General features: G+C 72.7%; 20 protein-coding genes. 11 read left to right on the top strand and 9 right to left on the bottom strand.

Annotation, left to right across the window (positions count from 1 at the left end):
* Nucleotides 1–13: 13 nt before the first annotated feature.
* A complete protein-coding gene (nucS, locus tag ACH34S_RS02290) occupies nt 14–694 on the bottom strand; it encodes an endonuclease NucS (RefSeq protein ID WP_395950665.1) in 681 nt (226 codons plus the stop codon).
* A 147-nt stretch (nt 695–841) separates the two neighbouring features.
* Between nucS and ACH34S_RS02285 the strand changes: the two genes are divergently transcribed.
* Both ACH34S_RS02285 and ACH34S_RS02280 read left to right on the top strand, forming a co-directional pair.
* On the top strand, nt 842–1036 hold the full coding sequence (locus ACH34S_RS02285; protein ID WP_395950664.1) for a hypothetical protein: 195 nt from the start codon (nt 842–844) through the stop codon (nt 1034–1036).
* A 121-nt stretch (nt 1037–1157) separates the two neighbouring features.
* Entirely contained in the window at nt 1158–1544 is a 387-nt protein-coding gene (locus ACH34S_RS02280) for an SCO5389 family protein (RefSeq protein ID WP_395950663.1), read from the top strand.
* 109 nt (nt 1545–1653) lie between these two features.
* On the opposite strand, the gene ACH34S_RS02275 is transcribed toward ACH34S_RS02280, so the two are convergent.
* A complete protein-coding gene (locus ACH34S_RS02275) occupies nt 1654–2646 on the bottom strand; it encodes an LLM class flavin-dependent oxidoreductase (RefSeq protein WP_395950662.1) in 993 nt (330 codons plus the stop codon).
* A gap of 56 nt (nt 2647–2702) precedes the next feature.
* Here ACH34S_RS02275 and ACH34S_RS02270 point away from each other — a divergent pair, with 56 nt between their 5' ends.
* From ACH34S_RS02270 to ACH34S_RS02255, 4 genes are all read left to right on the top strand, one after another.
* Nucleotides 2703–4283 (top strand): 3-hydroxyacyl-CoA dehydrogenase family protein, encoded by a 1581-nt coding sequence (locus ACH34S_RS02270; protein ID WP_395950661.1) that lies wholly within the window; start codon nt 2703–2705, stop codon nt 4281–4283.
* A 13-nt stretch (nt 4284–4296) separates the two neighbouring features.
* Entirely contained in the window at nt 4297–4614 is a 318-nt protein-coding gene (locus ACH34S_RS02265; protein ID WP_395950660.1) for an ATP/GTP-binding protein, read from the top strand.
* Between the two features lie 8 nt (nt 4615–4622).
* The gene (locus ACH34S_RS02260; protein ID WP_395950659.1) at nt 4623–5345 is read left to right on the top strand and encodes an alpha/beta hydrolase; all 723 of its coding nucleotides are present in this window, start codon (nt 4623–4625) and stop codon (nt 5343–5345) included.
* A gap of 90 nt (nt 5346–5435) precedes the next feature.
* Complete coding sequence (locus ACH34S_RS02255; protein ID WP_395950658.1) at nt 5436–6227, top strand: alpha/beta fold hydrolase; 792 nt, start codon at nt 5436–5438, stop codon at nt 6225–6227.
* Between the two features lie 16 nt (nt 6228–6243).
* Here the strand turns inward: ACH34S_RS02255 and ACH34S_RS02250 are convergent, their stop codons facing one another.
* From ACH34S_RS02250 to mce, 3 genes are all read right to left on the bottom strand, one after another.
* The gene (locus ACH34S_RS02250) at nt 6244–7728 is read right to left on the bottom strand and encodes an AI-2E family transporter (RefSeq protein ID WP_395950657.1); all 1485 of its coding nucleotides are present in this window, start codon (nt 7726–7728) and stop codon (nt 6244–6246) included.
* A 156-nt stretch (nt 7729–7884) separates the two neighbouring features.
* Nucleotides 7885–9210 (bottom strand): DivIVA domain-containing protein, encoded by a 1326-nt coding sequence (locus ACH34S_RS02245; RefSeq protein WP_395950656.1) that lies wholly within the window; start codon nt 9208–9210, stop codon nt 7885–7887.
* 396 nt (nt 9211–9606) lie between these two features.
* The gene (mce, locus tag ACH34S_RS02240) at nt 9607–10041 is read right to left on the bottom strand and encodes a methylmalonyl-CoA epimerase (protein ID WP_395950655.1); all 435 of its coding nucleotides are present in this window, start codon (nt 10039–10041) and stop codon (nt 9607–9609) included.
* A gap of 106 nt (nt 10042–10147) precedes the next feature.
* On the opposite strand from mce, the gene ACH34S_RS02235 reads away from it, so the two are divergent.
* Nucleotides 10148–11329, top strand: a complete 1182-nt coding sequence (locus ACH34S_RS02235) for an acetyl-CoA C-acetyltransferase (protein WP_395950654.1) — start codon at nt 10148–10150, stop codon at nt 11327–11329.
* A 122-nt stretch (nt 11330–11451) separates the two neighbouring features.
* Nucleotides 11452–12660 (top strand): serine hydrolase domain-containing protein, encoded by a 1209-nt coding sequence (locus ACH34S_RS02230; protein WP_395950653.1) that lies wholly within the window; start codon nt 11452–11454, stop codon nt 12658–12660.
* 15 nt (nt 12661–12675) lie between these two features.
* On the opposite strand, the gene ACH34S_RS02225 is transcribed toward ACH34S_RS02230, so the two are convergent.
* The 3 genes from ACH34S_RS02225 to ACH34S_RS02215 all read right to left on the bottom strand — a co-directional run bounded on the left by ACH34S_RS02225 (nt 12676) and on the right by ACH34S_RS02215 (nt 15849).
* Nucleotides 12676–13368, bottom strand: coding sequence for a DUF4230 domain-containing protein (locus ACH34S_RS02225; protein ID WP_395950652.1), 693 nt, complete (start codon nt 13366–13368; stop codon nt 12676–12678).
* 101 nt (nt 13369–13469) lie between these two features.
* Nucleotides 13470–14903: a hypothetical protein gene (locus ACH34S_RS02220; protein WP_395950651.1), complete on the bottom strand. Its 1434-nt coding sequence runs from the start codon at nt 14901–14903 to the stop codon at nt 13470–13472.
* Entirely contained in the window at nt 14896–15849 is a 954-nt protein-coding gene (locus ACH34S_RS02215) for an ATP-binding cassette domain-containing protein (protein WP_395951422.1), read from the bottom strand. The genes ACH34S_RS02220 and ACH34S_RS02215 overlap by 8 nt, the downstream gene beginning before the upstream one ends.
* 438 nt (nt 15850–16287) lie before the next feature.
* Between ACH34S_RS02215 and ACH34S_RS02210 the strand changes: the two genes are divergently transcribed.
* From ACH34S_RS02210 to ACH34S_RS02200, 3 genes are all read left to right on the top strand, one after another.
* Nucleotides 16288–17253 carry a tetratricopeptide repeat protein gene (locus ACH34S_RS02210; protein WP_395950650.1) on the top strand — a complete coding sequence of 322 codons (966 nt, stop codon included), beginning with the start codon at nt 16288–16290 and terminating at the stop codon, nt 17251–17253.
* A 61-nt stretch (nt 17254–17314) separates the two neighbouring features.
* Entirely contained in the window at nt 17315–17956 is a 642-nt protein-coding gene (locus ACH34S_RS02205; protein WP_395950648.1) for an AAA family ATPase, read from the top strand.
* A 63-nt stretch (nt 17957–18019) separates the two neighbouring features.
* Entirely contained in the window at nt 18020–19423 is a 1404-nt protein-coding gene (locus ACH34S_RS02200; RefSeq protein ID WP_395950646.1) for an NAD-dependent malic enzyme, read from the top strand.
* A 12-nt stretch (nt 19424–19435) separates the two neighbouring features.
* Here the strand turns inward: ACH34S_RS02200 and ACH34S_RS02195 are convergent, their stop codons facing one another.
* Nucleotides 19436–20053, bottom strand: a complete 618-nt coding sequence (locus ACH34S_RS02195) for a hypothetical protein (protein ID WP_395950645.1) — start codon at nt 20051–20053, stop codon at nt 19436–19438.
* Between the last annotated feature and the right edge of the window lie 138 nt (nt 20054–20191).

Here is a 20191-nt window from a genome sequence, read left to right as displayed (position 1 = left end):
GAGAGGGCCCGGGTTAGAAGAGGGTTCCCTCGTGTTCGATGCCTCTGAGGGCGTCATAGTCGAGGGTGACGCAGTCGATGCCGCGGTCGGTGGCGAGGACGCGGGCCTGCGGCTTGATCTCCTGGGCCGCGAACACGCCGCGGACGGGCGCGAGGTGCGGGTCGCGGTTGAGCAGCTCCAGGTAGCGGGTGAGCTGCTCGACGCCGTCGATCTCGCCGCGCCGCTTGATCTCGATGGCGACGGTGGCGCTGTCGGCGTCCCGGCAGAGGATGTCGACCGGGCCGATCGCGGTGGGGAACTCGCGGCGGATCAGCGACCAGCCGTCCCCGAGCGTGGTGATGTGCTCGGCGAGCAGCTCCTGGAGGTGCGCCTCGACGCCGTCCTTCTGCAGGCCCGGGTCGATGCCCAGCTCGTGGCTGGTGTCGTGCAGGAACTCCTCGATGGTGAGGATGAGCCGCTCGCCGGACTTGCCGTGCGTGACCGTCCAGCGGGCGACGGCGCCGTCGCCCTCGTGCGGCTCCTCGCGCAGCGAGCAGGGCGGGTTCATCCAGTTCAGGGGCTTGTAGGCGCGGTCGTCGGCATGGATGCTGACGCTCCCGTCCGCCTTGATCAGGATCAGGCGGAGTGCCATCGGCAGGTGGGCGGTGAGCTTGCCGGCGTAGTCGACGCTGCAGCGGGCGATAACGAGACGCACGGCGACCAACCCTAGTGCGACCGGACGGCTAAGGCGCCCGGACGCCCGATATAAGGCGTCGTGCCGATGTGGGGGCCGGGGCCTTAGGACGAGTCTCTTAACTGCGGGGCCGTGCTGTTCGGCCTGGCAAGGGACCTGGGAGGGGTCGTGTTCCATCACGAGATCATGCAGTCGGTCATGGAGGAGCGGGCCCGCGAGCGGCGGGCGGAGGCGCGGGCCGTGCGGGCCGGGCGGGTGGCGCGCCGTGCCCGCGAGTACTGGGCGGAGCGCGCCGAGCGCGGGTCCGCCGCCCGTCCGATGCGGCGCCGGCCGTCCGGCCACGGCGCCCCGCAGGCGCGCTGAGCGCGTCCCGGCTCGCGGGGGCGGCCGGGACGCGCATAGCGGAATGAAAACCTTTGTCAACCCTGGAAATCTTCCGGTGGCGTGATTAGCGTCGGTGGCATCCGACGAAAGGACCCCCGCAATGTCCCTAGACGTGACCCCGGAACTCCTGGAGACGGCGAAGCAGGGTGAGGTCGGCGACGCGGAGTTCGTCGAATGCATCAAGACGTCCCTCCCGTACGCGTGGGACATGGTCAGCGGCCTGGTGGCCCGGCTGCAGGTGGACGGCGGCGAGTTCGCCGACAACCAGACGCCGCCGCCGGACGAGCAGGCCCGCGGCCAGCTGCTCCGGATGCTGGCGAGCGACTCGATGCGCGACGCGCTGGAACGCTACTTCGGTGTCAGGCTGGCCTTCCAGAACTGCCACCGCCTCGCCGTCTTCCCGGACGGCGGCTCGGACGCCTACCGCACGTTCGTGACGCCCCGCGAGCAGATCCTCAACCAGTCGCCCGAACTGCGCGACTGCTGACGCGCCGGCCTCGGCGCGCCGGGTCCACCGGCGCGCCGACCGCCGGCTCCCGGCGTGCCGCGCGTCAGCCCGGGGGCGTCGCGCGGCAACACCCGGACGCGCCGCGTGATCAGGATCCGGGAGCGCCGGAGCGGACCCTCGGCAGGACGTCCGCGCCGAGCCGGGCGATGTTCTCCAGCGTGGCCTCCCTGGACCCGGCCGCCTCGACCATCAGGATCAGATGCCGGATGCCGGTGCGTTCGACGGTGGTCACGAGCGACTCGACGCAGTCGTCCGGCGAACCCACGGCATGGAGCTCGCACATGAGCCGCGTGTAGCCGACCGGGTCGCGGGGCCGCCGCGGACGGTCGTCCACGGCGACGTATCCCTCCAGGCCGGGCGCCAGCCAGCGCGGCATCTCGGCCATGACCGTCTTGACGGCCTCCTCGCGCGTGTCGGCGACCTGCGCCACATGGGTGGAGATGTGCGGGGCGTCCGGCAGCCCGTGGCGGGCGACGGCCGCGGCCTTCTCGTCCGGCCCGGCGTGCATGCCCAGCAGCATCGGCAGGCCCCGCGCCGCGGCCAGCGCCTCGGTCTCCGGGGACATGCACGCGACCGTCACCGGCGGCGGCACAGGCGCGCGCGGGACGACCGGCACCTCGCGGAAGCTGAACTGCTCCCCGCTCCATCCGACCCTGTCGGATTTCAGCCAGGCCAGCAGCAGGTCCAGCGATTCGGCGAACCCGTGCTCGAAGCGGTCGAGGCCGGTGCCGAAGACCTCCAGGTCGCGCCACGGGCCGCCGCGTCCGACGCCCAGCCGGAACCGGCCGCCGGACAGCAGCGACAGCATCGCCGCCTGCTCGGCCAGGGCCACCGGATGCTGGGTGGAGAGCACGCTGACCGCCGTCCCGACGTCGATGCGTCCGGTGGCGGCCAGGACGTGCCCGGCGAGGACGGTCCCGGACGGGACGACCCCGTACGACATGAAGTGATGTTCCGCGAACCACACGTCGTCGAACCCGGCCCGTTCGGCGGCGATGGCCGCCTCCACGGTGCGGGAGAGGGCTGCGGCGTCGTCCTGGCCGGGGAAGCGGGTCGCGAGAAGGAAGAGTCCGAGGCGCACGTCCCCTGTCGTACCCGGCATCGTGGACGCCTGCGCGCTCTGCGAGACTGCCGTCCATGACTGGTCGTTCGTTCAGCAGGGTCGGGGTCGTCGGACTGGGCACGATGGGCGCGGGCATCGCGGAGGTGCTGGCACGCGGCGGCCTCGCCGTCGTCGGCGTCGAGGTGGACCGGGACGCGCTGGAACGCGGGCGCGGGCACCTGGAATCCTCGACCGGACGGGCCGTCAAGCGCGGGCGCCTCACCGCCGAGGCCCAGCAGGAGATCCTCGGCCGCGTCACGCTCTCGACCGACTTCGCCGACCTGGGCGACTGCGACCTGGTCATCGAGGCCGTCCCGGAACGGCTCGACCTGAAGCGCAAGGTGTTCGCCGAGCTTGACCGGGTGTGCCGCGACGACGCCGTCCTCGCCACGAACACCTCCTCGCTGCCGGTAACCGACATCGCGGCGGGCACCGGCCGTCCCGCCAAGGTCGTCGGCGTGCACTTCTTCAACCCGGCGCCGGTGATGAAGCTCGTCGAGGTGATCGCGACCGTCCTGACCGAGCCGGACGCCGTCACCCGCGTCGCCGAGCTGGTCAAGGGCCTCGGCAAGACCCCGGTCACGATCGGGGACCGCGCCGGGTTCGTCGCGAACCGGCTGCTCTTCGGCTACCTGAACCAGGCCGCGGCGATGCTGGAGTCCGGGCACGCCACCCGCGACGACATCGACACCGCGATGAAGACCGGCGCCGGGCTGCCGATGGGCCCGTTCACCCTCATGGACCTGATCGGCCTCGACACCTGCCTCCAGGTGCTGGAGGCGATCTACGCCGAGTCCCGCGACCGCCGCCACGCCGCCTCGCCGCTGCTGCGCGAGCTCGTCACCGCCGGGCTGCTCGGCCGCAAGACCGGCCGCGGCTTCTACACCTACGACGGCGCCGCCGGACAGCCCGCGCCGGAGGCCCCGGACGGCCCGCGGCCGGTCGTCGGCATCGTCGGCGTCGGCCCGCTCGCGGACGCGATCGCCGCCCTCTGCGACCGGGCGGGCACCCAGGTCCGCGACTCCGCCGCCGCGCTGGCCGGCTGCGACCTGGTCATCGAGGCCGCGGAGGACGCCGAGGCCGGCCGGGCGCTGCTGTCCGCCGCCGCCCAGGCCGTCAAGCCGGGCACGGTGCTCGCCGTGACGTCGGTGGACGGCTCGGTGATCCGGCAGGCCATGGCGACCGGACGTCCCGCCGACGTCGTCGGCCTGCACCTGCCAGACCCGGCGGCAGCGGCCCCGCTAGCCGAGATCGCTGCCACGGTCGCCACCGCGCCCGACGTCGCCGACCGGGCCGCCGACCTCGCCGGGCGCCTCGGCCTCACCGTCGTCCGCTGTCGCGACCGCGCCGGGTTCATCGTGGACGCGCTCCGCTTCCCGTACCTGAACGACGCCGCCGCCATGCTCGGCGCCGGATACGCCGACGCCGACTCGATCGACGCCGCGATGACGCTCGGCTGCGGCTACCCGACCGGCCCGATCGCCGACCTCGACCGTCTCGGCCTGGACCGTGCGGTCACCGTCCTGCAAGCCCTGCACGCCGAGACCCGTGACCCCGCCCTCGCCCCGACCCCGCTCCTTGTGGAGCACGCCACCGCGGGCAGCCCGCTGCGCTGAATATCCTCGAAGAGTGAGCCCCCGGAAGAACCGTCGAGCCGTGTCCGGCCGCCCTGAGAAAGGCGGCGGGGGCGGCTCGTGGGCTCAGGAGACCGAGGACGCGCCGGACGGGGAGTGGATCGTCCGGGCCGTGCCCGGGACCGGGGCGGGCAAGGCGTACCGGTGCCCCGGATGCGACCAGCAGATCCCGCCGGGCGTCGGGCACGTCGTCGCCTGGCGGGCCGACGACCAGGGCGGCGAGTACCGGCGGCACTGGCACCGGCCCTGCTGGCAGGCACGCTCCCGGCGTTCGCCCCGCGTGCAGAGGTCGCGCAACGCGCCCCGCTACTAAGGAGATCCATGGCTGAGATCAGGGCGGCCACCGTGCTGCCGGCGCGGCGTGAGGAGATCACGCTGCACACCTCCGACGGGCTGGAGCTGGTGGGGGAGCTGGCGCTGCCGGCCGACCGGCCGCCGGTGGCGACGCTGGTCTGCCTGCACCCGCTGCCCACGGCCGAGGGCATGATGGACAGCCACGTGCTGCGCAAGGCGTCCTACCGGCTGCCCGCGCTCGCCGGCCTCGCGGTGCTGCGGTTCAACACGCGCGGGACGACGTCCGCGCGCGGCACGAGCCAGGGCGAGTTCGGCGAGGGGGAGACCGAGCGGTTCGACGTGGCGGCGGCGCTGGAGTACACCGAGTACCACGATCTGCCGCGCCCGTGGCTGCTCGGCTGGTCCTTCGGGACGGAGCTGGCCCTGAAGTGGGGGCGTGACCCGCTGGTCCAGGGCGCGATCCTGCTGTCCCCGCCGCTGAAGCGCGCGGGCGACGCCGACCTGGACGCCTGGGGCGCCGACGGACGGCCCCTCGTGGCGCTCGTCCCCGAGCTCGACGACTACCTGCGTCCGGCGGAGGCGCGGGAGCGGTTCAAGCGCGTCCCGCAGGCCGAGGTGATCGGGGTCGGCAACGCCAAGCATCTGTGGGTGGGCGAGCCGTACGTGCGCATCGTGCTGAACGAGATCGTGAAGCGGGTCGCCCCGGCCGCCGCACCGCTGCCCACCGAATGGGATGAATCAGACAAATAACAGCATGCGGCCGGTCACGGCCATTTCCGTCACGTTTCCTCAATAGCGGGTAAACGATGGTGGAGGCGACGCCGTCCGGGAGGACCGGCCATGACCGTGCAGCTGTACGCCAGGGACGTCGGATCCGGTACGCCGCTCGTCCTCCTGCACGCGTTCCCGCTCTCCTCGGCGATGTGGCTCGCCCAGCGCGAGGGTCTCGCCGACCGGTTCCGGGTCATCACGCCCGACCTGCGCGGCTTCGGCGGCTCGCAGCTCGGCGACGACGACCCGTCGCTCGACGCGATGGCCGACGACGTCGCCCGGCTCTGCCGGCGGCTCGGCGTCCGGCGGGCCGTGGTCGGCGGGCTGTCCATGGGCGGCTACGTCGCGATGGCGCTGTGCCGGCGGCATCCCGACCTCGTCCGCGGCCTGGTGCTGGCCGCCACCCGCGCCGCCGCCGACAGCGGGCCCGTCCGGGAGAACCGGCTGCGCCAGGCGGGCCGGCTGGAGGGCGACGCCACCACAAGGGTCCTGGTGGACGAGGTCCTGCCCGCGCTCGTCGGGCCCACGACCTACCAGCAGCGCGCGCTGGTCTACGGGCGCGTCCGCGGGCTCGTCCAGGCGACGCCGCCGCGCGCCGCCGCGTGGGCGCAGCGCGCCATGGCGGAACGCCCCGAGTCGTTCGGCACGCTGCGCGGACTCCGCGTCCCCGCGCTCGTCATGATCGGGGACGAGGACACCCTCGCCACCGAGGACGAGGCCCGCGCCATGGCGGACGCGACGCCGAACGCGGAACTGCTCGTCATCCCGCGCGCCGGGCACCTGTGCGCCGTCGAGCAGCCGGACCTGTTCAACCAGGCCGTGGCGGAGTTCACCGCCGCCCTGGCCCGGACCAGCCGCTGACCCCGGGCGCCAGGGGCTACATCGTCTCCTGGCGCGGCACGACGATCTCGCGGATCAGCAGCGAGATCGCCGCCGCGGTCGGGATCGCCAGCAGCGCGCCGACCACGCCGAGCAGCGCCCCGCCGACCAGCGCCGCCACGATCGTCACCGCGGGCTGGACATCGACCGTCCGTTTCATCACCCGCGGATAGACCACGTAGTTCTCCAGCTGCTGGTAGATCAGGTAGAAGATCGCGCAGACGATCAGGTCGGTGACGTTCCCGGTGAGGAACGCGACCAGGCACACGACGACCGCGCCGATCGTGGCGCCGATCAGCGGGATCAGGTCCGTCACCGCGACGATCAGCGCCAGCGCCAGGGCGTACTTCACCCCGAGGATCGACAGGAAGATGTAGGAGATGGTGCCCGCTATGAACGCGATCGTGAACTGCCCGGCCACGTAGCCGCCGATCCGGTCGAGGATCTCGTCGCCGAGCAAGGCGACCCTGGCTCTTCGGGACCGCGGCGCCAGCTTGTAGAAGAACGTCTTGATCTGCGGCAGCGAGCTCATGAAGTACAGCGTCAGGATCAGGATCGTGATCGTCTGGAAGACGCCGCTGACCGCGACCTTGCCGATGCCGGTGGCGATGTCGGTGAGGCTCTTCTGGAAGTCGTCGCCCTTGACGGTCTGCTCGGCACGGTCCAGCAGCCCGTACCGCTTGTCCCAGTTGGCGAGGGTCTTGTTCTCCTGCAACTGCTCGACGTACTCGGGGATGTTCTTGCGCAGCTCGGTGACCTGCTCGGACACCGGCTGGACGAGCGAGGCCACGAACCCGGCGAAGAACAGGATCACGACCAGGAACACCGCCGCGACCGCCGCGCCGCGCGGCAGCCCGAACCTGCGCAGCCGCTCCACCGCCGGGTTGAGCCCGACCGCGAGGAACATCGCGACCACGATCATCACGATCACGGACTTGGCGTTGGACGCGGCCTGCACCAGCAGCCACGCGGTGATGACGCCGAGCGCGGCGGTGAACCCGAACACGAACGGGTGCGCGCGGCCGAGCGGCTCGCCGGGCCGCCCGAACGGGAAGCGGTGGTCGACGCCCGCCTCGCGCCTGCGCTGCTCGACGTCGTGCGCCGGGTCGGGCGCACCCGGCTCGGGCGTCACCTGGACGCCCGCCGCCGTCGCCACCGGGGCCGGGAGATTGACCGGGGCGCCGGTGGCCGGGTCACGCTCGCCGACGGGCTGCTCGATCTCCTCGGGCTTCAGCGCACCGCTGGCCGCGACGACCTCCGCATCCGGCTCGCCCGCCTCGGCCGCCGATTCGCCCGGCTCCTCGCGCGCATCGCGCTCGTCGCGTGCGACGGGCTCGTCGGGCTGGGTCGGCTCGTCGGGCTCGGCCGCTTCGTCGTTGTCGTCGGCGGGCGGAGCGGGTGCCGGGACCTTGCCGCCGGTGGTCGGACGCGCGTCGTCGTGCGTCGTCTCCGCGCCGTCCTCGTGGGGGCTCTGGTCGGGCACCGCTCTCCTCTTTCCCTCCGGCCGCGGTCGCCCGCCCGGCCCGCGACGGGATCCGGATCGAGCGACCACGAGGTAAGACATAGGAAAGCCTAGAGGCGTTTCCGGCCTCTAGGCTCTCCGTCGCACGTCGACCGCGTCACGCGGTCGTGAACCGGCTCACTCCTGCCACCAGTCCTCGTCGTCCTCGTCGGACTTCTTGGCCTGGCCCTGCTTGGCCGGCGCGCCCTTCGCGGCCGGCTGCTGCTGCTTCGGCTGCTGCTGCGCCGGGGCCGGCTTGGGCTCGGCCGCGGGGATCGCGGCCTTCTCCGGGGGCGCGGCCAGCTCGGCGTCGCCGCCCATCGTCGGCGCGACACCGCCGATGAGCTGGCGCAGCTGGTTGAGGTGGCTGGTGATGCTGTCGCGCTGCCGGGTGAGCTCGTCGACCTGCCGCTGCGCCGCCGTCCGGACGCGGTCGGCCTCGGCCTTGGTCTCGGCGAGCAGCTGCTCGGCCTGCGACTTGGCCTCGGCGATCACGTTGTCGGAGTTCTTGCGGGCGTTGGCCATGAGCTGCTTGGCGTGCGAGTCGGCCTCGCGCCGGGTCTGCTCGGCCTGCTGGGTCGCCTTCGCGGCCCGCTGCTCGGCGGACGCGGCGCGCTGCTCCGCCTCGGCGACGAGCTTCTGCGTGGCCTGCTGGGCCGCGGAGTGGCGCTCCGCGTCCTGCCGGTCGGCCTCCTCGCGGCGGGCGGCCAGCTGGATCTCGAACTCCGCCTCCGCCTGGGCGCGCTGGGCCTCGCTCTCCTCCAGGATGCGCTGGGCCTGGGCCCGCATCTCGTCGGCCTGCCGCTTGGCGGTGGTGAGGATCTCGTCCCGCTCGCGCTTGGTGGACGCGCGCAGCTGCGCGACCTCGCGCTCGGTCGTGGTCCGCAGCTTCGCGATCTCACGCTCGGCACCGGCGCGCTTCTCGGCGACCTCGTGGTCGGCGGTGGCGCGCAGCTTGGCGACCTCGCGCTCGGTCGTGGAGGTCAGCTCGTCGGCCTCACGGCGGGCCGACGTGCGCACCTCCTCGGCCTCGCGTTCGGCGGCACCGCGCATGTCGTCGCCCTCGCGCTGGGCGTTGGCGCGCAGTTCGGCCGCGTCGTTCTCGGCGTTGGCGCGCTGCTCGGCGGCGTCGACCTTGGCCGCGGCCTTGATCTCGTTCGCCTCGGACCTGGCGGCCTGCACGAGCTCGGTGGCCTGCTCCTCGGCCAGCCGGAGCAGCTGCTCGATGCGGGCGCCGAGCCCGGAGTAGGTCGGACGTTCCTGCTCCTGCAGCTGACGGTGCGCGTCCGACAGTTCCCGCTGCAGGGCCTGGGTCTGCTCGCGGGTCTGCCGGACTTCGTTGTCGAGCGATTTGATGTGCTCGTCGACCTGGTGCCGGTCGTAGCCGCGGAGCACCACGTCGAACTCGCGTGGGGGCGTGTCTTCGAAGAAGTTGCTGAGCTGGGCGTCGATGTCGGACTGCATGTGGCTCAATCCTGGATGTGACGGGGCTACCAGTGGTTCCGGGGACCGGTTGATCGCCTGGCATGACGGCATGACTGGCTCGCATGACGGGCTCTGTGCCCCAGACCTCTTCCGGCGAATGAAGCCTACTCCCGACACTGCCGTGTTGGGGGTTCATCTTGACACGCTGCGTGGTTTGTCCGCTTTGTGATCGACCTCACCGGGGCCGAGAGTCCGCAGGTACCGAGCCCACAAATACACCAAATGTGTCTGAACAGTCACAGAGCGGCGGTCGGGGTCGGGCCGTCCGGCGCCGTGATATCGAACACGTCACGATCCGGTCGCGCTCCGGGGCGGCGGTGCCACAGGGCCTGTGGGAGCGCGGCTCCGGGCGTCCCGCGGGCACCGCCCGCAAGATCATTCGGGGTCGCGGCGCTTCTGCACGAGCTCGGTCAGGACGCCGTGGCAGTCCTTCGGGTGCAAAAAGTTGATCAAGGATCCCATGGATCCGTTGCGCGGCGCGTCGTACAGGACGCGGACGCCCTTGCCCGCGATGCCGGCGGCCTCGCCGGCGACGGTCCCGTCCGTCCCGAACGCGATGTGGTGCACGCCCTCGCCGTTCTTCGCCATCCACTTGGCGACCGCGGAGTCGTCCCGGATCGGCTGGATCAGCTGCAGGTAGCTCGCCGCCCCGTCCCCGGTGTCGTTGATCTTGAGCATGCACTCCCGGACGCCCTGCTCCTCGTTCACCTCGAAGTGCGCGTCGGTGAAGCCATAGGTCGCCTTGTAGAACTCGACGGTCGCCTCAAGGTCGTGACAGGCGATGCCGATGTGGTCGATACGGGTCAGCACGGGCGTTCTCCCTACTACGGCGGCCAGGCGGGGCCGAACGGAACCGATCGGTCTCCTCCTGGGTATCGTGGCAAACGTCGCTGACGCACCCCTTGGAGGCCCCTAAATGTCCGTGATCGTCGCCGGCGCGCGTACCCCCGTTGGGCGTCTGATGGGCTCGCTGAAGGACTTCTCCGCCGCCGACCTCGGCGCGCACGCGATCAAGGCGGCGCTGGCGCGGGCGGGCGTGACCGGAGATCAGGTGCAGTACGTGATCCTCGGCCAGGTCCTGCAGGCGGGCGCCGGGCAGATCCCGTCCCGGCAGGCGGCGGTCAAGGCGGGCATCCCGATGAGCGTCCCGTCCGTCACGATCAACAAGGTGTGCCTGTCCGGGCTGGACGCGATCGCCCTCGCCGACCAGCTGATCCGGGCGGGCGAGTTCGACATCGTCGTCGCGGGCGGCATGGAGTCGATGACCCAGGCGCCGCACCTGCTGCCGAAGTCGCGCGGCGGCTACAAGTACGGCTCCGTCGAGGTCCTCGACCACATGGCCTACGACTCGCTCACCGACGCCTTCGACGGCCTCTCCATGGGCGAGTCGACCGAGCGCCACAACGCGAAGCTGAACATCTCCCGCGAGGAGCAGGACGAGTTCTCCGCCCGCTCCCACCAGCGCGCGGCCGCCGCCATCAAGAACGGCGTCTTCGACGAGGAGATCGCCCCGGTCGAGATCCCGCAGCGGCGTGGGGAGCCGGTCGTGTTCGCCACGGACGAGGGCGTGCGCGGCGACACCACCGCCGAATCGCTCGGCAGGCTGCGTCCCGCGTTCAGCAAGGACGGGACGATCACCGCGGGCTCGTCCTCGCAGATCTCCGACGGCGCCGCGGCCGTCGTCGTGATGTCCAAGGCCAAGGCCGAGGAGCTGGGGCTCACCTGGCTCGCCGAGATCGGCGCGCACGGCAACGTCGCCGGGCCGGACAACTCGCTGCAGTCCCAGCCGTCCAACGCGATCAAGCACGCCCTCGGCAAGGAGGGCCTGAGCGTGGCCGACCTCGACCTCATCGAGATCAACGAGGCGTTCGCGTCGGTCGGCGTCCAGTCGATGCGCGACCTCGGCGTCGACGCGGAGAAGGTCAACGTCAACGGCGGCGCCATCGCGCTCGGCCACCCGGTCGGCATGTCCGGCGCCCGCATCGTCCTGCACCTGGCCTACGAGCTGAAGCGGCGCGGCGGCGGCGTCGGCGCCGCGGGCCTGTGCGGCGGCGGCGGCCAGGGCGACGCCCTCATCCTCCGCGTCCCCACCGCCTGAGCACGAGTCGGGGTGGGGCTGGCACCAGTCCCATCCCACCGGCCAGCCGCATCGCGGCGGCCCGTTGATGATCTTTAGCCTCGACGGACCGCACCGGACGATGACGGCTGGAGGAGACGGCGATGCACTCGGACGCCGCACGTGCGCGGACGAGGCCCGGCCCACTGGCCGTGACCGGGACCCTGCTCCTCACCGCAGGGGTGGCGGTCGCTTCCGCGGCGCCCGTGTCGGCCGCCGCCGGGCACGCCGGGGACCGGCTGCGCCGCGATGTCGAGGGGCTCCACCGCCTCGGCATCACCGGAGTGCTCGCGGAGGCGGACACCCCGGAGGGACGGATCACCGCGCGCGCCGGCGTCGCCGACCTGCGGACCGGACGGCCCGTCCCGCCCGGCGCCCATTTCCGCGCCGCCAGCATCACCAAGACCTACGTCGCGACCGTCGTGCTCCAGCTCGCCGGCGAGGGGCGGCTCGGCCTCGACGACACGGTGGACCGATGGCTGCCCGGACTCGTCCGCGGCAACGGCAACGACGGGCGGAAGATCACGATCCGCCACCTGCTCCAGCACACCAGCGGCCTGCACAACTACCTGCTGGACATCCCGCTGCTGGAGAGCGCCGACTACTACCGCGAGCACCGCTTCGACGGCTACACGCCCGAACGGCTCGTCGCCCTGGCGCTTGAGCACGAGCCCGACTTCCAGCCCGGCGACACCCACCCCGGCGGGACGCCGAAATGGAACTACACGAACACCGGCTACGTCCTGCTCGGCATGATCATCAAAAGGGCGACCGGCAAGGACTGGGCGGACGAGGTCGGCGACCGCGTCATCCGGCCGCTCCGGCTTCACGGCACCTACGTCCCGGGGAACCGCGCCACGCTGCGCCGCCCGTTCGTCCGCGGCTACCACCAGTACGGACGCTCGGACGCGCCGCTGACCGACGTGACGCTGCTGGACCCGAGCGTGGCGGACGCGTCCGGCTCGATGATCACCACGCTGCGGGACAACAACCGGTTCTTCCGCGCGCTGATCGGCGGACGGCTGGTCCCGGCGCCGCTGCTCGCCCAGATGCAGCGGACCGTCCCGACCGGGTGGGACGGCCCGTACGAGGGTTCACGGTACGGGCTCGGCCTGTTCTGGTACCCGCTGCGCTGCGACCGCGCGGGTTACTGGGCGCACGGCGGCGACATGCTCGGCTACAAGATCCGCGAAGGCGTCCGCGCGGGCGGCGGCCGGGCCGTCACCGTCGCGATGGCGAGCCAGCTCGCCGGGGAGCCCGCCGAACGGCAGGGGATGGCCGCCAGGGCGACGATCGAGAACGTGCTCTGCTGACCCTGCCCCATCCCCTTACTGGGATGAGGGGGTGATGGTGACGGTCGTGAAGCCGAGGGCCTTGAGCATGTTCTCCAGCATCGTCCTGGTGTTGGCGTCGGCGCGTTCCTTCAGGCCGCTCCGCGCGGCGGCCGTCTGGATCTTCTGGGACGCCAGCACGTAGAGCTGCTGCTGGTCGTTCGGGTTGCTGCTGAAGAAGTCGCCGAGCCGGTTGAACAGCCCGCGTTCGGTGGCGTGGACGTAGCTGTGCTTGGTGTCCAGGTTGGTCTTCTCCAGCTGGGCGGGCGGCAGCGTGATGGTGGCGGACGTCCGGTCGGCGTTCACCTTGACGGCGCCCGAGCCCAGCTTCGAGAAGTCCACGTAGGCGTCGACGGAGCCGTTCCCGACGAACAGGGTGCGCTGGCCGCGCAGGCCGTCCGGCAGGAACTTGGCGTCCTTCTCCAGATCGACGATGACCTGGAAGTTGCCGCTCGCCGCTTCGTAGCGGTGCAGGTCGCGCATCGACTGCAGCAGGACGGGCCCGCTGCGGTCCTTCGTCTCCTCCGCGAAGGGGTTCAGCCAGCCGGGGAGGCCGCGCAGGGCCTGCTGGGCCAGCAGCAAGACCGCGACGGTCACGACGACGAGCAGCGCGGGGGCGAGGAGCCCGCGCCGGGGCAGAACGGAGAAGGACCTGCGGGGCGTGTCGTTCTTCGGTTCCGAGCGAGCCATGTACCGGACGTTCCCACCTGGACCGTCCCGTATCTGGCGAGACGGTTAGGTCGGTGTGAGAGACGCGGGCGCGCTGGTCCGGGGCGCGGCGGCCCGTTCCGTCAGTTTCCGCGTGCCTGGTTGTGCCTGCCGCGTCCTTCGCCGGGTTCCGGGCGCACTCCGCCGCCGTGCCCGGCGCGCCCGGCGTTGCCTGCGGTGCCCGGGCGTCCCGGGGTCTTGCGTTTCGGGACGGCGGCGCTCGAATCGGCCGCGGCCCGCCCCGGCCGCTGCGGGTGCTGGACGGTGCGGGTGTCGGTCGCCCGGAAGTCGGCCGGGCCGAGCGCGCACGACCGGTAGGCGGCGAAGTGCAGGCGCAGCCAGGTACGGCGCCGGGCCTCGCTCCAGGACGCGAACCGGCGCGCGGCGCGGGCGTCGGGGATGGTGGGGGAGTCGTCGCCGAGGAGCCAGGCGTCGACCATCGCGCGGTAGCCGTTCGGCGGGCCCGCGCAGGTGCGGGTGTCCTTGAGGCTCTCGCTGATCTGCCGGACGGCCCGCGCCGCGTACCCGGGCGACAGCCGCTCGTCGAGGTGGACGGTGGCGACGCCGTCCGTGACCGCGATCGGCGCCCACGCCGGACGCTGCTCGACCGTGGTGAACGCGCCGGGCGTCCCGTTGAGCCGGGCGGCAAGCGGGGTGGCCGCCGCCATCAGCCGGGGCAGCGCGTCCCGCAGCGCGGGGTGGACGCACACGGTCAGCGGCCACTCGCGGCACACCGGCTCGGCCGACACGGGCGCCGCCGTCCCGCCGCCGGAGCGGTGCAGGCCGAGCGTGGCGGTGACCGTCGCGGCCAGCGCCATGAGCAGCGGCAGCACGATCCAGAACCGCCGCGTCGCCCACAGCACGTAGCCGAGGATCAGCGCGGCGGTCAGCCCGGCCGCCCAGGTGACCTGGCCGGCGAGCACCCCGGGACGCAGCGTGGTGAACAGGGCCAGGTTGTCGAACGCGGCCGGGGGAAGCAGGCTCCACCACGACACGCCGGGGACGCGTGCCGCCGCCCACACCGACGTCACGGCGACGACCAGGGCCGCGGTGGCGCGATGCGGGACGACCCGCCCGGTCAGGTAGCCCGCGACGACGTGCAGCACGAGCGACGCCGCTCCCGAGAGCACGCCCAGCGGGTTGGGGTTCCCCGACCCCGCCTGCACGAGGGTGATGACGGTGACCACCAGCGTCACCGCGACGTAGGAGGCCAGTGCGGCGGCGGACAGCAGCAGCAGATCGAACAGCGCGCCCGTGGCGGGCGAGCGGGCGGTGAGGTCGCGCAGATAGTCGAGCGGACGTTCCCGTACCGCCGTCCAGGCGGCCAGGCCCGCGGCGACGGGGCTCAGGTAGCGGACCGCGTTGAGCAGCGCGACGACGGTGTTGTCCCAGTAGGCGACCGCGGGGGACAGCGACAGCGCGGCCGCCGTCGTTCCGACCGCGGTCAGCACGGGCACCGCGACCAGCAGTGCCGTGCGACGGGCGTCCAGCCGGAGCACCCGCCCCAGGTCAGACACCGGAGGCGCTCCCGGCGGGCGGCCGCCTCGCCCGCGGCCTCGCCAGCTGCGGCAGCGGCAGCTGCGGCAGGGACAGCTGTGGCAGCGCCGGCCGGGGCAGCGACAGCCGCGCGGGACGGCGGTGGCCCGCGCCGCTCCGCTTCCGCGGCGCCGCCTCCGGTGCCGTGCCGCCGGCACCGGCGCCGTCGAGCCTCGGGCCGTCGTGCGCGGTGCCGTCGTGCGCGGTGGCGCCGAGGACGCGGCGGTCGGCGGGGGTGCGGCCGCGGCGGGCGGCGGCCGAGTGGGTGGGCTGCTCGGTCAGCCTGCCGCGGGCGAGCGTGAACAGCCGGTCGCACCAGCCGTCGAGCGTCTCCGGCGCGTCGGCGGTGATCACCACCGTCGGGGCGAGGGCGCGGAGGACGGGGATGAGCTCGGCCATGGCGGCGGTGAGCGCGTGGCGTCCAGGACCGGCGGCGCCGGTGGGCCAGGGCTCGGCGGCGGCGCACAGGTCGCCGAACGGATCGTCCAGCAGGACGACGGCCGGCTCGTGGACGCAGGCGGCCGCGAGCCCGGCGCGGAGGCGGACGTCGGCCGGCAGCAGCGCGAGCTCGGTGCCGGCGGCCTCGGCGAGGTCGAGCCGCCGCATCGTGGAGCGCGCGGTGGACGCGCTCGTCCGCTTGTAGTAGGCCGCGTACTCGACGAACTCGCCCGCGGTCATGTGCTCGGCGCGGGCGAACCGCGCCGGCAGGTAGCCGATGCCGGCCCGCGCGGCGCGCAGGGCGGTGGCGTTGGTGATGTCGTGTCCGAGAATGTGCAGCGCACCGGCATTAGGCCTGCGCAAGGTCGCGAACGTGGCCAGCAGAGTGGATTTACCGGCACCAGGTGGACCGGCCAGGCCGACCACGCCTTCGGGAACGCCGAAGGTCACCGGGCGCAGGAGCCACCGCCCCCCGCGGCGGACACCCATTCCTCGGGCCACGATCACGGAATGCTCCGCGATCACAAGATTCCCCCCATAGCTTGTCATGCGGTCGCGGCGCCGGCCTGCGAACCGGTGCGGCGGGTGCGCCGGTGGCCTCGGTCCCCCAACCTGCCACGCGCCGTCCGCCCGACCGGGCCTCCGCCGTTCGGCGGGCCCGGTGCGCCGGTCGCTTTAGCCGTGCCGCGATGCATCGACACGGTGACTATAACCGGGCTTGGTGATGGCTGTCAGCAATCTTTTTGCCTTTACGGCGGTACTCCTGGATTCTTTGCCCGCCGCACCGAAGGTGAGAATTAGAAAAAGCCGGACAATTGCCGAATTGCACTCTGGATCGGGATGGGGCGGGTGTCTCGGACGCGCGGAGCGCTCCGCTTCGAGCGGACGGACGCGCAGCCACCGGCGGTCATGGGGCAGGATGGACCCATGTCTTCTCGGGACTTTTCGTTGCACGGGGCCATCGACCTGGGGGCGCGCCAGGCGGCCTCAAGGAAGCAGCAGGAACGCCGGGCCCAGGGAGGAGGCGCGTCCGCGGATGCGGGCGGGGGCGCCGGGCAGTACGTCGTGGACGTGACCGACCAGACCTTCAACACCGAGGTCGTGGAGCGGTCTCAGTCCGTCCCCATCCTCGTGGACTTCTGGGCCGAGTGGTGCGGGCCGTGCAAGCAGCTCTCGCCGATCCTGGAGAAGCTCGCCGCCGAGGCGGCCGGCGCGTGGATCCTCGCCAAGGTCGACATCGACGCCAACCCGCAGCTCGGCGCGTACATGCAGCAGATGGGCGTGCGCGGCATCCCGTTCGTCGCGGCGGTCGTCGCCGGGCAGCTGCTGCCGTTCCTGAACGGCGCGGCTCCAGAGGCGCAGGTGCGCCAGGCCATCGACCAGCTCTTCGAGGCGCTGCGCAAGGAGGGCATCCTCCCGGACGCCCCCGAGGGCGAGCAGGAGCCCGCCGCGGTCGCGGGGGAGGAGCAGCCCGCCGCCGACCCGCTGTACCAGGAGGCGCAGGTCGCCTTCCACAACGGCGATCTGGACGGCGCCAAGTCCGCGTTCGAGCGGATCCTCGCGGCCGACCCGCGCGACGCCCAGGCCAAGCAGGGGCTCGCGGCGGTCGAGGTGAGCATCCGGGTGCGGTCGCTCGACGACGCCGAGCGCGTCCTCCGGGAGGCCGCGGAGAAGCCGGGCGACGTGCAGACGCAGATCGGCGCGGCCGACGTGGAGATGGTGTCCGGACGGCCCGAGCAGGCCTTCGAGCGGCTGGTGACGGCGGTCAGGACGAGCGCGGGCGACGACCGCGACGCGGCGCGCAAGCACCTCCTGGCGCTGTTCGAGGTCCTGCCGCCCGACGACCCGCGCGTCGCCAAGGCCCGCCGTTCCCTCCAGTCCGCCCTGTTCTGACCAGCGCGTTCGGTTCCGATCGGTGCGTTCCGTCCATGCCCCCGGCGGGCATGGACGGGGTGTGAGCGCGCGCGTGGTGACGATCTCCGCCACGTACGGGGCGGGTGGTTCGAGCATCGGCCCCGCCGTGGCGGACCGGCTCGGGCTGCGCTTCGTCGACCGCGCCATCCCCGAGCTCGTCGCCGGGGAGATCGGCTGCACGCTGGAGGAGGCGCTCGCCCACGACGGCCGCGCCGAGAGCGGCATCGGCCGGATCCTCGCGGGGGCGGCGCGGCTGCCCACGGTCGCGCTCGGCATGGACGTCTACATCCCCGATCACGGGTTCGTCCCGCCGGAGGAGTTCGTCGAGCACACCGAGCGGGTCCTGATCCGCACGGCCGATCGGGGCGGGGCCGTCCTGCTGGGCCGGGCGGCGGCGGTCGTGCTGGCCGGTAGGGAGGACGCGCTCCACGTCCGGCTGGACGGTCCGAGGGAGCGCCGCCTGGCCCGCGCCATGACGGACGCCATCCCCGCGACCGGGCCTCCGGACCGCGATGTTGAGCGTATGCTCGAAGCCAATGACCGCGCCCGGACGGCCTACGTGAAGCACTTCTACGGGGCCGACCCCGCCGATCCACGGCTCTACCACCTCGTGATCGACGCCACGAGGTTCCCCGCGTCCGCGACCGCCGACCTCATCGCCCAGGCGGCGCGGGCGTTCTGAGCCCGTCGGCCGGTCGGCCAGGCCGGGCCGCGGCCCCCATCCGGAGCAGAGGGAGCAGTTGTCGTGGCGAGCGTGCCGAGCGTGTCGTACTCCATCACCGTCCGGCTCGAAGTGCCGGCGGGCGGCCGGGCCGTCAGCCAGATCACCCACGTCGTGGAGAACGCCGGCGGCATCGTCACCGCCCTCGACGTCAACACCGCCGGGCACGAGACGCTCCGCATCGACGTCACGATCGCGACCCGCGACACCCAGCACGCCGAGTCGCTCGCCGCGGCGCTGGAGCAGATCGACGCCGTCAAGATCCACAAGGTCAGCGACCGGACGTTCCTGATGCACCTCGGCGGCAAGATCGAGATGCAGTCCAAGGTGCCGCTGCGCAACCGCGATGAGCTGTCCATGGCCTACACGCCCGGCGTCGCCCGCGTCTCCCTCGCGATCGCCCGCAACCCCGAGGACGTCCGGCGGCTGACGATCAAGCGCAACAGCGTCGCGGTCGTGTCGGACGGCTCCGCGGTGCTCGGCCTCGGCAACATCGGCCCGGAGGCCGCGCTGCCCGTCATGGAGGGCAAGGCGGCGCTGTTCAAGCGGTTCGCCGGGATCGACGCCTGGCCGATCTGCCTCGACACCCAGGACACCGACGAGATCGTCCGGACGGTCCAGATCATCGCGCCCGCGTTCGGCGGCATCAACCTGGAGGACATCTCGGCGCCGCGCTGCTTCGAGGTCGAGGCCCGGCTGCGCGAGCTGCTCGACATCCCCGTCTTCCACGACGACCAGCACGGCACCGCGATCTGCGTGCTCGCCGCGCTGACGAACGCGCTGCGCGTCGTCGGCAAGGACATCGGCTCCGTCCGGATCACGATGGCGGGCGCGGGCGCGGCGGGCAGCGCGATCCTGAAGCTGCTGATCCACGCGGGCGCCCGCGACCTCGTCGTCTGCGACTACCGCGGCGCCGTCCACGCGGGCCGCGACGACCTCGACGACTCGCTCCGCTGGATCGCGACCCACACCAACGCCGCCGGCTACGCGGGCGACCTGCGCGGCGCCGTGAAGGACGCCGACGTGTTCGTCGGCGTGTCCGCCCCCGCCATCCTGACCGGCGACGACATCGCGACGATGAACGACGACGCGATCGTGTTCGCGCTCGCCAACCCCGAGCCCGAGGTGTCGCCGGACGAGGCCCGCGAGCACGCCGCCGTCGTCGCGACCGGCCGCAGCGACTACCCCAACCAGATCAACAACGTGCTGGCGTTCCCGGGCGTGTTCCGCGGCCTGCTGGACGCGCAGGCCGACGGCGTCACCCTGGAGATGCTCGCCGCCGCGGCCAAGGCGCTCGCGGAGGTCGTGACGCCGGACGAGCTGGGCCCGAACTACATCGTCCCGAGCGTGTTCCACCCGGACGTCAGCACCCGCGTGGCGGGCGCCGTCCGCGAGGCCGCCGGCGGCCGGCCCCGCACCGAGGCCTGACGGGCCCGGCGGCTAGGTGTTCTTCTTCGAGAAGACCTGCTCGCGGCGGCGCGGCCAGATCCCGCCGTACCAGAAGATGATCGCGCCGGTGAGGATGATGCCGACGCCGGTCGCGGCGCGCGCCCACACGACGTCGTCGGGGCCGGTGTGCGGGAGGTCGTCCGGCGGGGTCTTCGTCGGCGTCGGCGTCGGCGTCGTTCCGCCCCCGCCGCCGCTGGCCTTCTCGCAGTTCGCCTTGACGCTCTTGGCCACGATCCGCTTGTTGGCCCAGTTGACCGTGATGCGGGTGCGGCGGTCCTCGCGGAGCTTGACGGCGATCGTCCGGGTCGAGTCCGGCCGGATCTGGCCGGGGATCGCGGCGGTGTCGTCGTCCTTCTCGATCGCGAAGTCGATGGTCTTGCCGCTGGTGTTGCGGACGGTGACGGTCAGCGTCCGGGCCGGGCACGACACGCCCCCGATGGTGGCCGTCACCGCCAGCGCGGTGGAGGAGCCGTTCGGGGACGGGCTGGAGGTGGTGGCGGACGCGGCGGGCTCCGTGTCCGGCGACACCCAGTTGATCAGCGCCGGGACCGCGAGCAACGCTCCGATCACGAAGAACACGGCGGCGATGACGACCCTGGGCAACTGCATCGCTGTCCTCCCCGGCCCGCCGGCGGGTGCCGCGCGGGTGGCCGATGATCCTAGATCATTGTCAACCTAGGTTCTTGTGGTGCCGATATCCCCATCGATAGGAATGCGTAACAGGCTAACGAGCCCTGGGACGTGCCG

Origin of the sequence: Actinomadura sp. 3N508 (genome assembly GCF_044326375.1) — a bacterium.
Taxonomy (GTDB): Bacteria; Actinomycetota; Actinomycetes; order Streptosporangiales; family Streptosporangiaceae; genus Spirillospora.
This window is presented reverse-complemented; position numbering and strand designations above follow the sequence as displayed.

Coding starts and splice junctions, on each gene's coding strand:
- ACH34S_RS02260 (WP_395950659.1), top strand. CDS start 4,623: ATGGCTGAGATCAGGGCGGCCACCGTGCTGCCGGCGCGGCGTGAGGAG.
- ACH34S_RS02230 (WP_395950653.1), top strand. CDS start 11,452: ATGCACTCGGACGCCGCACGTGCGCGGACGAGGCCCGGCCCACTGGCC.
- ACH34S_RS02255 (WP_395950658.1), top strand. CDS start 5,436: ATGACCGTGCAGCTGTACGCCAGGGACGTCGGATCCGGTACGCCGCTC.
- ACH34S_RS02225 (WP_395950652.1), bottom strand. CDS start 13,368: ATGGCTCGCTCGGAACCGAAGAACGACACGCCCCGCAGGTCCTTCTCC.
- ACH34S_RS02195 (WP_395950645.1), bottom strand. CDS start 20,053: ATGCAGTTGCCCAGGGTCGTCATCGCCGCCGTGTTCTTCGTGATCGGA.
- ACH34S_RS02245 (WP_395950656.1), bottom strand. CDS start 9,210: ATGCAGTCCGACATCGACGCCCAGCTCAGCAACTTCTTCGAAGACACG.
- ACH34S_RS02215 (WP_395951422.1), bottom strand. CDS start 15,849: ATGGGTGTCCGCCGCGGGGGGCGGTGGCTCCTGCGCCCGGTGACCTTC.
- ACH34S_RS02235 (WP_395950654.1), top strand. CDS start 10,148: ATGTCCGTGATCGTCGCCGGCGCGCGTACCCCCGTTGGGCGTCTGATG.
- ACH34S_RS02280 (WP_395950663.1), top strand. CDS start 1,158: ATGTCCCTAGACGTGACCCCGGAACTCCTGGAGACGGCGAAGCAGGGT.
- ACH34S_RS02270 (WP_395950661.1), top strand. CDS start 2,703: ATGACTGGTCGTTCGTTCAGCAGGGTCGGGGTCGTCGGACTGGGCACG.
- ACH34S_RS02210 (WP_395950650.1), top strand. CDS start 16,288: ATGTCTTCTCGGGACTTTTCGTTGCACGGGGCCATCGACCTGGGGGCG.